Source organism: Ideonella sp. P3_A4, from assembly GCF_056403075.1.
This window is the reverse complement of record NZ_JBFUGE010000229.1, coordinates 1-9515: the sequence shown is the minus strand read 5'-3', so window position 1 is coordinate 9515 and position 9515 is coordinate 1. Positions and strand designations below refer to the sequence as shown.

At 66.4% G+C, this 9515-nt stretch carries 14 protein-coding genes; 12 read left to right on the top strand and 2 right to left on the bottom strand.

Annotation, left to right across the window (positions count from 1 at the left end; all coding sequences use genetic code 11):
* The 10 genes from AC1DYI_RS19155 to tatC form a co-directional block, all read left to right on the top strand.
* Positions 1 to 1465 (top strand): bifunctional metallophosphatase/5'-nucleotidase (locus AC1DYI_RS19155; protein WP_477205721.1); only part of this gene is annotated, 1465 nt, incomplete at its 5' end.
* A gap of 55 nt (positions 1466 to 1520) precedes the next feature.
* Complete coding sequence (locus AC1DYI_RS19150; protein ID WP_477205720.1) at positions 1521 to 2408, top strand: ATP-binding protein; 888 nt, start codon at positions 1521 to 1523, stop codon at positions 2406 to 2408.
* Positions 2409 to 2416: 8 nt separating this feature from the next.
* A complete protein-coding gene (locus AC1DYI_RS19145; protein WP_477205719.1) occupies positions 2417 to 2866 on the top strand; it encodes an NUDIX domain-containing protein in 450 nt (149 codons plus the stop codon).
* A 23-nt stretch (positions 2867 to 2889) separates the two neighbouring features.
* Positions 2890 to 3282: a phosphoribosyl-AMP cyclohydrolase gene (gene hisI / locus AC1DYI_RS19140; RefSeq protein WP_477205718.1), complete on the top strand. Its 393-nt coding sequence runs from the start codon at positions 2890 to 2892 to the stop codon at positions 3280 to 3282.
* 8 nt (positions 3283 to 3290) lie between these two features.
* Positions 3291 to 3653: a phosphoribosyl-ATP diphosphatase gene (locus tag AC1DYI_RS19135; protein WP_477205717.1), complete on the top strand. Its 363-nt coding sequence runs from the start codon at positions 3291 to 3293 to the stop codon at positions 3651 to 3653.
* Complete coding sequence (locus AC1DYI_RS19130; protein WP_477205716.1) at positions 3650 to 4030, top strand: DUF4870 family protein; 381 nt, start codon at positions 3650 to 3652, stop codon at positions 4028 to 4030. The genes AC1DYI_RS19135 and AC1DYI_RS19130 overlap by 4 nt, the downstream gene beginning before the upstream one ends.
* Before the next feature lie 23 nt (positions 4031 to 4053).
* On the top strand, positions 4054 to 4401 hold the full coding sequence (locus AC1DYI_RS19125) for a histidine triad nucleotide-binding protein (protein WP_477205715.1): 348 nt from the start codon (positions 4054 to 4056) through the stop codon (positions 4399 to 4401).
* An 83-nt stretch (positions 4402 to 4484) separates the two neighbouring features.
* Positions 4485 to 4751, top strand: coding sequence for a Sec-independent protein translocase subunit TatA (gene tatA / locus AC1DYI_RS19120; RefSeq protein ID WP_477205722.1), 267 nt, complete (start codon positions 4485 to 4487; stop codon positions 4749 to 4751).
* 63 nt (positions 4752 to 4814) lie between these two features.
* The gene (gene tatB, locus AC1DYI_RS19115) at positions 4815 to 5324 is read left to right on the top strand and encodes a Sec-independent protein translocase protein TatB (protein ID WP_477205714.1); all 510 of its coding nucleotides are present in this window, start codon (positions 4815 to 4817) and stop codon (positions 5322 to 5324) included.
* Entirely contained in the window at positions 5321 to 6094 is a 774-nt protein-coding gene (gene tatC / locus AC1DYI_RS19110; RefSeq protein WP_477205713.1) for a twin-arginine translocase subunit TatC, read from the top strand. The genes tatB and tatC overlap by 4 nt, the downstream gene beginning before the upstream one ends.
* Positions 6095 to 6137: 43 nt before the next feature.
* On the opposite strand, the gene AC1DYI_RS19105 is transcribed toward tatC, so the two are convergent.
* Positions 6138 to 7319: a Do family serine endopeptidase gene (locus AC1DYI_RS19105; protein ID WP_477205712.1), complete on the bottom strand. Its 1182-nt coding sequence runs from the start codon at positions 7317 to 7319 to the stop codon at positions 6138 to 6140.
* 23 nt (positions 7320 to 7342) lie between these two features.
* Here AC1DYI_RS19105 and AC1DYI_RS19100 point away from each other — a divergent pair, with 23 nt between their 5' ends.
* On the top strand, positions 7343 to 8092 hold the full coding sequence (locus AC1DYI_RS19100; protein WP_477205711.1) for a Nif3-like dinuclear metal center hexameric protein: 750 nt from the start codon (positions 7343 to 7345) through the stop codon (positions 8090 to 8092).
* Entirely contained in the window at positions 8089 to 9123 is a 1035-nt protein-coding gene (gene pdxA, locus AC1DYI_RS19095) for a 4-hydroxythreonine-4-phosphate dehydrogenase PdxA (RefSeq protein ID WP_477205710.1), read from the top strand. The genes AC1DYI_RS19100 and pdxA overlap by 4 nt, the downstream gene beginning before the upstream one ends.
* A gap of 4 nt (positions 9124 to 9127) precedes the next feature.
* On the opposite strand, the gene mscL is transcribed toward pdxA, so the two are convergent.
* Positions 9128 to 9515 (bottom strand): large conductance mechanosensitive channel protein MscL (gene mscL, locus AC1DYI_RS19090; RefSeq protein ID WP_477205709.1); only part of this gene is annotated, 388 nt, incomplete at its 5' end.

Genomic DNA, 9515 nt, shown 5'->3' with positions numbered 1-9515 from the left:
CCACGAGTACGACGACGGCAAGGACGAGCTGCTGCGCATGCAGCGTGGCGGTTGCCACCCGACCGACACCGTCAACAGCTGCCGCGGCGCAGAGGTCGGCACGCCGGTGCCGTTCGAAGGCGCCAAGTTCCGTTTCCTGGCTGCCAACGTGGTGCACAAGAACAGCGGCCGAACGCTGTTCGCGCCCTACGGCATCAAGAAGTTCGACGTCAATGGCCGCTCGGTCAAGATGGCCTTTATCGGCATGACGCTGAAGGACACGCCGCAGATCGTCACCCCGTCGGGCGTCAAGGGCCTGGTCTTCAACGACGAAGCGCAGACCGTCAACGCGCTGGTGCCGCAACTGCGCGCGCAGGGCGTCGAGTCGATCGTCGTGCTGATCCACCAGGGCGGTGTGCAGACCGCGCCGTCGCCGGTCGACATCAACGGCTGTGTCGGTGGCCTCGAAGGCTCGCCGATCAAGACCATCGTCAGCCAGCTCGATGGCGCGGTCGACCTGGTCATCACCGGCCACACGCATGCGGCCTACAACTGCCAGCTGCCTCTGGCCAACGGTCGCATGGTCTCGGTGACCAGCGCCAACACGCAAGGCCGCGTGCTGACCGACATCGACGTGACCGTCGACACCGGCTCGCGCGACGTGACCCAAGCGGTGGCCGTCAACAAGGTGGTCGACCGCAGCAACGTGAACATCACGCCGAACGCCGAGGTCGCTTCGATCGTGGCCGGCTACAAGGCGCTAGCGACGCCGATTGCCAACCGCGTGATCGGCAGCATCACCCGCGACGTGCTGAACACCCGCGATTCGGCCTGCAACATGCCGGCCGGTGAAATGATTGCCGACTCGCAACTGGCCGCGACCCAGGCGCCCGAGTTTGGTGGCGCGGTGCTGGCGCTGATGAATCCGGGTGGCGTGCGCAACCCGGGCTTCCTGTTCACCGGCAGCCCGGTCGGCGAAGGCGACGGCAACGTCACCTATGGCGAGGCGTTCCAGGTCCAGCCTTTCGGCAACAGCCTGGTCACGATGACGCTGACCACCCAGCAGATCCGCGACGTGCTTGAGCAGCAGTTCCCGAACTGCTTCGGCCAGACCAGCTTTGCACGCGTGATGCTGCCGTCCAAGGGCCTGCACTACGACTGGGACCACACCCAGGCCTGTGGTGCCAAGGTGCGCCATCTGACGTTGGAAGTGGGCGGCGTCGTCGAGACCCTGGTCGAAGACGGTGCCGTGGTCAACCCGGCGCACAGCTGGCGCGTCACGGTCAACAACTTCATGGCCGACGGTGGTGATGGCTTCACCGTGCTGAAGGGCGGCACCAGCCGCCTCGGCGGCTCGCAAGACATCGACGCGCTGGAGAAGTACCTGGCCAACTTCAAGGCACCGAACCCGCCGTACGACCCGCTGGATGCGGGCCTGGGCAAGCCGCGCATCGTTCGTCTGGACGGCGGTACCGCCTGCCCGTAAGCCTGGCGCTCGCGGTGCCGGGGAGGGCACCGGGTGTTCACTACACTCGGTGCCCATGGACCCCGTAACCCTTGAAGCGCTGTTGGCAAAGGCCGATCGCCTACTGACGCGGCTGGACGCGGTGTTGCCGCACCCGGCGACAGCGCCGGACTGGTCGGCCTCGATCGCCTTTCGCTACCGCAAGCGGGCCGGCTCCGGCGTGCTGGAGCCGGTGCGCCATGTAGCCACCATCCGCCTGGCCGACCTGAAAGAAGTCGACGCGCAGAAAGAGCGGCTGGCCCGCAACACCGAGCAGTTCGTCGCAGGAGCCTCGGCCAACAACGTGCTGTTGACCGGCGCGCGTGGCACCGGCAAGAGCTCGCTGATCAAGGCTTGCCTGAACGAATACGCGCCGCGTGGGCTGCGGCTGATCGAGGTCGACAAGGCTGATCTGGTCGATCTTCCCGATCTCGTGGACCTGGTGGCCGGCCGGCCCGAGCGTTTCATCGTCTTCTGCGACGACTTGAGCTTCGAGGAAGGCGAGCCCGGCTACAAGGCGCTGAAGTCGATCCTCGACGGCTCGGTGGCGCAAGCCTCGGACAACCTGCTGATCTACGCGACCAGCAACCGGCGCCATCTGCTGCCCGAGTACATGAAAGAAAACCTGAGCTACCAGCACACCGAAGACGGCGAGGTTCACCCCGGCGAGGTGGTGGAAGAAAAGATCTCGCTGTCCGAGCGTTTCGGGCTGTGGATCAGCTTCTACCCGTTCACTCAAGGCGAGTACCTGGCGATCGCGGCGCAGTGGCTGCGACACCACGGCCTGAGCGAAGTACAGATCGAGGCGGCGCGACCCGAGGCGCTGGTGTTTGCGCTCGAGCGCGGCTCGCGTTCCGGCCGTGTCGCGCACCAGTTTGCGCGCGACTTCGCGGGTCGGCTGGCCGTGGCAGGGAAGGGCGCATGAGCGACAACATGAACAAAGAATACGAACGAACCCCGGTCGACGTAGCCGTCGGCGTGCTGGTTGAGCGCGATGCCGCTGGCCGTGAAGGCCGTTTCTTGCTGACCTCGCGGCCCGAAGGCAAGGTCTACGCCGGCTACTGGGAGTTTCCGGGCGGCAAGCTCGAACAGGGCGAAAGCGTGCATGACGCACTGGCCCGCGAGTTGCACGAAGAGTTGGGCATCACGATCGGCGACAGCCACGCCTGGCAGGAACTGGTGATGGACTACCCGCACGCCCGGGTGCGTCTGCACTTCCGCAAGGTCTACCAATGGAGCGGCGCGTTCGAGATGCGTGAAGGCCAGGCAATGGCTTGGGAGACGCTGCCGGTGGCCAGTGCGCCGGTGTTGCCGGGTACGATCCCGGTGCTGCAGTGGTTCGCCACCGAGCGGGGCCACGGCGGCCCTACGCACAGCGACTGAATCTCAGTCGCTACACTGCCCGCATGGATTGGCTGGATCACGTCCGCTGGGACGACCAAGGCTTGGTGCCCGTCATCGCGCAAGAGGCGGGCAGCGGCGACGTGCTGATGTTCGCCTGGATGAACCGGGAGGCATTGGCTCGCACCGCGGAGTTGCGCGAGGCGGTGTACTTCAGCCGTTCGCGCCAGCGCCTGTGGCACAAGGGCGAAGAGTCGGGCCACACGCAGAAAGTGCATGAGATTCGCCTCGATTGCGACCAGGACGTGGTGCTGCTGAAGGTGACCCAGCTGGGTCACGAGCCTGGCATCGCCTGCCACACCGGCCGCCACAGCTGCTTTTTCGAGCGCCTGGACGGTGACCAATGGGCAGCGGTCGAGCCGGTGCTGAAAGACCCGGCCCGCATCTACACCAAGTGAAGTTTCCGATGTCTGCCTCCACCACCTCGAACGACACCTTGCAGCACCTGGCCGAGGTGATCGAATCGCGCCGCAACGGCGACCCAGACAAGAGCTATGTCGCCCGCCTGTTCCACAAGGGCACCGACGCGATCCTGAAGAAGGTTGGCGAAGAAGCCACCGAAACGGTGATGGCAGGCAAGGACGGCGATCGGCAGAAGATCGTCTACGAAGTGGCCGACCTGTGGTTCCATTCGATGATCGCGCTGGCGCACTTCGGGCTCACGCCAGCGGATGTGCTGGCCGAGCTGACGCGACGCGAGGGCCAGTCGGGGCTGGAAGAGTTCGCGGCGCGCAAGGCGCAGCAGCGTGAGCAAGGAGAACGTGGATGAACGACGTGACGACGACGATCGACCCCAGCCGCGACGAAGCGCTGCGCACGATTGGCCACATCAGCTATGCGCTGCACGCGGTGGTGGCGGTCGGGGCCGTGCTGCCTGGCTTCCAGCCCGGCGTGCTGTTGCTGGTGGTCGCCTTCATCCTGGACTTGGTCAAGCGCGATGAGGCGGCCGGCTCCTGGCAAGAGAGCCACTTCCGTTGGCGCATCCGCAGCGTGTTGTGGGCAGCGGGCTTGTACCTGATCACCCTGCCGCTGTGGATCCTCGTCATTCCCGGCTGGATCGCTTGGACCGGCATCTCGATCTGGTTCCTGTACCGCGTGGTGCGCGGCTGGTTGGCGCTCAATGAGCGCCGTGCGATGCCGGTCTGAGCCGGTCAGGGAGAAACAACACCATGAGCACCGATCCGAACTGCATCTTCTGCAAGATCGTCGCGGGCCAGATCCCGTCCAAGAAAGCCTTCGAGGACGAGGACGTGCTGGTCTTTCACGACATCCACCCCTGGGCACCGGTGCACCTGTTGGTGGTGCCCAAGCGGCACATCGCGACGATGGAAGCGGTGACGCCGGAAGACCAGGCGCTGATGGGCAAGATGATGGTGCTGGCGCCGAAACTGATGGCCGATGCCGGTGTGACCGGCGGCTTCCGTCAGGTCGTCAACACCGGGCGCGATGGCGGCCAGGAAGTGTTCCATGTGCACATGCACGTCTTCGGCGGGCCGCGCCCCTGGGCGAAAGGCTGAATTTCTGCGGGGGCTGTCGCTGACGGCGGCCCCTTGATCACCGTGGGTTGAACCGGCCGCGTCCCAGCCCACTCTTACAATCTATCGTTGGTCTTTGGAGAAACGTCAYGGGATCGTTCAGCATCTGGCATTGGCTGATCGTGCTGCTGGTCGTGGTGCTGATTTTTGGCACCAAGAAGCTCAAGAACATGGGCTCTGATCTGGGCGCCGCGGTCAAGGGCTTCAAGGACGGGGTCAAGGGCGGCACCGAATCGGGCGAGCCGCTGCCACCGTCGCAGCAGGTGACTTCGTCGTCGGCGAAGGCGAACGACGCCAACACCGTCGACGTCGAAGCCAAGAACAAGGTTTGAGCCGGTTTCCGGCCCGTTGCCTGACCGCCGCCGGCGGCCGGGAAGCGGCTTGACGCGCGCCCCATGATCGATTTCGGATTCGACAAGATTGCCCTCATCGGGGCCGTGGCGCTGATCGTCATCGGCCCCGAGAAGCTGCCGCGCGTGGCCCGCACGGTCGGCCATTTCGTGGGCAAGGCCCAGCGCTATGTGGCCGAGGTCAAGGCCGAGGTCAACCGCTCGATCGAGCTGGAAGAACTGCAGAAGATGAAGTCGCAGTTCGAGACCGCCGCGCGCGACGTTCAAAACACCGTGCACAGCGAAGTGCAGGAAGCATCGAACAACCTGTCGCAAAGCTGGAAAGACGCCTCCGACGGCATGGGGCAGGGGCTCGCCAGCGCCACGGGCGACGGCAGCCTGGGCTGGACACCCGCCCCGCCGATGTACCAGCACCCGCACAAGAACTGGCGCCTGAAGCGCGGCGCGGTGCCGGCTTGGTACAAGCAGCGTGAAGGCGTGCGGCGGCATGTGCAATCGGGCGCCGCGCGGGTCGCGCGCTTTCGGCCGCCAAAAAGTGGCGGAGCGACTCGATGAGTGCTGAACCCAAGGATGAACTGGAAGGCACCGAAGCGCCCTTCGTCTCCCACCTGATCGAGCTGCGCGACCGCCTGGTCCGCTCGCTGATCGCTGTGGGCATCGCCTTCGCCGCGCTGTCGTATTACCCCGGCCCCGGTGGGCTGTACGACCTGCTGGCGTCACCGCTGGTGGCCTCGTTGCCGCAGGGCACGACCCTGATCGCGACCAACGTGATCTCGCCGTTCCTGGTGCCATTGAAGATCACGCTCATGGCGGCCTTCATGGTGGCGCTGCCGATCGTGCTCTACCAGGTCTGGGCCTTTGTGGCCCCGGGGCTGTACAACCACGAGAAGCGGCTGGTGCTGCCGTTGGTGGTCTCCAGCACCTTGCTGTTCTTCGGCGGCGTCGCGTTCTGCTACTTCTTCGTCTTTCGCAAGGTCTTTGTCTTCATCCAGAGCTTTGCGCCAAAGAGCATCACCGCGGCACCTGACATCGAAGCCTACCTGGGCTTCGTGTTGACGATGTTCGTCGCGTTCGGGGCGGCGTTTGAGGTGCCGATCGTCGTCGTCGTGCTGGCGCGCATGGGCATCGTCAGCATCGAGAAGCTGCGCGCCTTCCGCGGTTACTTTGTCGTCGTGGCCTTCATCGTCGCTGCAGTGATCACACCGCCGGACGTGGTCTCGCAGCTGGCGCTGGCGATCCCGATGTGCCTGCTGTACGAAGTGGGCATCCTCGCGGCAGGCTTGTTCATCAAGCACACCCAGGCGCCACCCGAAGCCGCCGAATAGCGTTCGCAGCGGCAGCGGCGCGGGATGCGCCGCTGGCCGTGCGTCAATCAGGGTTGCGCTGCGCAGCCGCCGACTTGGGCCGCTGGGCCACGGTCACCTTCAGCTCCAGCGCCTTCTCACCGCGCTGCACGCCCACCATTGTCTCGGACTGCGGCTTCAACGCGGCAACCGCGTTCATCAGCTGCGCCGTGTTGCGCACCGGCTTGCCGCCGATCTGCGTCACCACGTCACCGGGCTTCATGCCGGCGCTGCTGGCCGGGCCGTCCTGCAGCACACCGGTGATCAGCACGCCTTCGTGCACCGGCAGCTTGAAGCTTTGCGCGAACTCCGGGTCGAGGTCACGCGGCTGCACGCCGATCCAGCCGCGGGTGACGCGGCCGTCGCGCACCAGGCCTTCCATCACCTGGCGAGCCAGGTCGATCGGGATGGCGAAGCCGATGCCCATGCTGCCGCCACTGCGCGAGTAGATCGCGGTGTTGATGCCGACCAGGTTGCCGTTGACGTCGATCAGCGCGCCGCCGGAGTTGCCGGGGTTGATGGCGGCATCGGTCTGGATGAAGTTTTCGAAGGTCGACAGACCCAGCCCGGTACGGCCCATCGCGCTGACGATGCCCGAGGTCACCGTCTGGCCGACGTTGAACGGGTTGCCGATCGCCAGCACTGCGTCGCCCACCTGCATCTGTTCGATGTTGCCCAGCGTCACGGCCGGCAGCCGGTCGAGTTCGATCTTCAGCACCGCCACGTCGCTTTCGGGGTCGGTGCCGACCAGCTTGGCCTGCGCTTCGCGGCCATCGGACAGGCGCACCTGGATGTCGTCGGCGCCGTCGATCACGTGGTTGTTGGTCAGCAGATAGCCTTCGGGCGACACGATGACGCCGGAGCCGAGGCCGATCTGAGGTTCCTGCCGCGTCGGCTGCTGGCCGAAGAAGAAGCGGAACCACGGGTCTTGCGAGCGCGGGTCATTGATCGCGGCCGGCGCCTTGCTGGCGGTCACGCTGACCACCGCCGGGGCGGCGCGCCGGGCGGCCGCTGTCAGCGGCTGGGTTGGACCGGTGGTGGAAGCCAGGGCCACCGGCACATTGCCTTCCGGGCTGACCACCGTGTGCGACGTGGCGCCGATGAGTGCGCCGCGCTGCAGCCATTCAGGCTTGAAGGTGCCAACGACGAAGAGCACTGCGACGGCGACGGTGACCGTCTGGGAGAATACGAGCCAGATTCTGCGCATGACGCTGAAGGAGTGGATGTCCGATGGCAACACGGGCCGAAGTCGAGAGCTTTCTGCAGCAACTGCTGGCACCGGAACGGTTCAAGGATTATGGGCCGAACGGTTTGCAGGTGGAGGGCCGCGGCGAGATCCGCAAGGTCGTGTCCGGGGTCACCGCCAGCCTGGCCCTGATCAACGCGGCGATCGAGGCCGAAGCCGACATGATCCTGGTCCACCACGGCCTGTTCTGGCGCGGCCAGGATGGCCGCTTGACCGGCTGGTTGAAGGCCCGTGTCGAACGGTTGATGGCCGCTGATGTCAACCTCTTCGCCTACCACCTGCCGCTCGATGCGCACCCGGTGTTTGGCAACAACGCCCGGTTGGGCGCCGAGCTGGGGCTCGAGGCCGATGCCCGTTTCGGCGAACAGGAGCTGGGGTTCATCGGGCCCGCCGCCAATCTTGCGTCGCTGGGCTCATTGCAAGCCACAGTGCAGCGTCGTTTGCAGCGCGAGCCGGTGCTTGCTCCCGGCGATGGCCGGCCCTTGCGCCGCATTGCCTGGTGCACCGGTGGTGCCCAGGGCTACTTCGAGGCTGCAATCGCGGCCGGTGCCGACGCCTTCCTGACCGGTGAGATTTCGGAGCCGCAGGCGCACCTGGCGCGCGAGACGGGTGTCGCCTTCCTGGCCTGTGGCCACCATGCGACCGAGCGTTACGGCGCTCCGGCGGTGGCGGTGCACCTGGCCGCCGCGCTGGGGCTGTCGCACGAGTTCATCGAGATCGACAACCCAGCATGAGCAGTCACGGGCAACAGCCGCTGCTGGTGACGATGGGCGACCCGTGTGGCATCGGGCCCGAGATCGTCGCGATGGCCTGGGCGCAGGGCGCGTTGGGACGGGTGGTCGTTTGTGCTGACGCGCAAGTGATGYGGCGTGCACTGGCCGCCGCGGGGCTGCAGCGCCCGGTTGCCTGCATCGACTCGCCCGCCGACTGGGCGATGGTCCCTGACAACGCATTGCCGGTCTGGCGGCCGCCCGGCTTGCCACCGGATCTGCACCAGTTGCCCTGGGGCCAGATCACCGCCGATGCAGGGGCTGCGGCGGCACGATGCATTGAAGCCAGCGTGGCCGAAGTGGTGGCTGGCCGAGCCGGCGCGATCGTCACGGCGCCGATTCACAAAGAAGCGCTGGCCGCAGCCGGCGTGCCTTACCCCGGCCACACCGAGATGCTTCAGGCCTTGGCGGCCAGTCATGCGGGCCAAGCACAGGCGCCGCCCGTGCGCATGATGCTGGCCAATGAAGAGTTGCGCGTGGTGCTGGTCACCATCCACGTCTCGCTGCGGCGGGCGATCGAGATGCTCGACCAGCCCTGCGTGTTGCAAACGCTGCGTATCACCCACGCGGCGGCGCAAGGCTTCGGCATCGCGCAGCCGCGCATCGCGGTGGCCGGCCTGAATCCGCACGCCGGCGAGGGTGGCCTGTTCGGCGATGAAGAGCAGCGCATCATCGGCCCCGCCATTGCCGCGGCGCGGGCCGAGGGCATCGACGCGACCGGCCCCTATGCGCCCGACACCGTCTTCATGCGGGCCCGTGATGCGCAAGGGCACCCGGGCGAGTTCGACTTCGTGGTCGCGATGACCCACGACCACGGGCTGATCCCGGTCAAGTACCTGGGCGTGGAGCAGGGCGTCAACGTCACGCTGGGCTTGCCCTTCGTGCGCACCAGCCCCGACCACGGCACGGCTTTCGACCTCGCCGGCAGCGGCCGCGCCGACCCGTCGAGCCTGGTGGCCGCGGCGCGCATGGCGCGCCGCCTGTCAGCCGATTGAGACGCTAGCGGCTGCGCAACGCGTCGCGAATCTCGCGCAGCAGCACCACGTCTTCCGGCGGTGCGGCGGGTGCGGCGGGCAGCGGCGTCGCCTCGTGGTGGCGCTTCAGGCGGTTGATCTGCTTGATCATGATGAAGATGATCAGCGCCAGCAGCATGAAGTTGAGCGCCACGGTGAAGAAGCTGCCGTAGGCGAACACCGCGCCGGCCTTTTTCGCGTCGGCCAGGTTGGTGGCCGTCTGCCCGGCCAGCGGAATGAAGTAATTCGAAAAGTCCAGGCCGCCGAAGACCACGCCGACCAGCGGCATGATCAGGTCGCCGACGATCGAATCGACGATCTTGCCGAAGGCGCCGCCGATGATGACGCCGACCGCGAGGTCGACGACATTGCCC

Excerpts from the sequence above, each read along its gene's own strand:
- AC1DYI_RS19150 (WP_477205720.1), top strand. The coding sequence starts at position 1,521 with ATGGACCCCGTAACCCTTGAAGCGCTGTTGGCAAAGGCCGATCGCCTA.
- AC1DYI_RS19145 (WP_477205719.1), top strand. The coding sequence starts at position 2,417 with ATGAACAAAGAATACGAACGAACCCCGGTCGACGTAGCCGTCGGCGTG.
- hisI (WP_477205718.1), top strand. The coding sequence starts at position 2,890 with ATGGATTGGCTGGATCACGTCCGCTGGGACGACCAAGGCTTGGTGCCC.
- AC1DYI_RS19135 (WP_477205717.1), top strand. The coding sequence starts at position 3,291 with ATGTCTGCCTCCACCACCTCGAACGACACCTTGCAGCACCTGGCCGAG.
- AC1DYI_RS19130 (WP_477205716.1), top strand. The coding sequence starts at position 3,650 with ATGAACGACGTGACGACGACGATCGACCCCAGCCGCGACGAAGCGCTG.
- AC1DYI_RS19125 (WP_477205715.1), top strand. The coding sequence starts at position 4,054 with ATGAGCACCGATCCGAACTGCATCTTCTGCAAGATCGTCGCGGGCCAG.
- tatB (WP_477205714.1), top strand. The coding sequence starts at position 4,815 with ATGATCGATTTCGGATTCGACAAGATTGCCCTCATCGGGGCCGTGGCG.
- tatC (WP_477205713.1), top strand. The coding sequence starts at position 5,321 with ATGAGTGCTGAACCCAAGGATGAACTGGAAGGCACCGAAGCGCCCTTC.
- AC1DYI_RS19105 (WP_477205712.1), bottom strand. The coding sequence starts at position 7,319 with ATGCGCAGAATCTGGCTCGTATTCTCCCAGACGGTCACCGTCGCCGTC.
- AC1DYI_RS19100 (WP_477205711.1), top strand. The coding sequence starts at position 7,343 with ATGGCAACACGGGCCGAAGTCGAGAGCTTTCTGCAGCAACTGCTGGCA.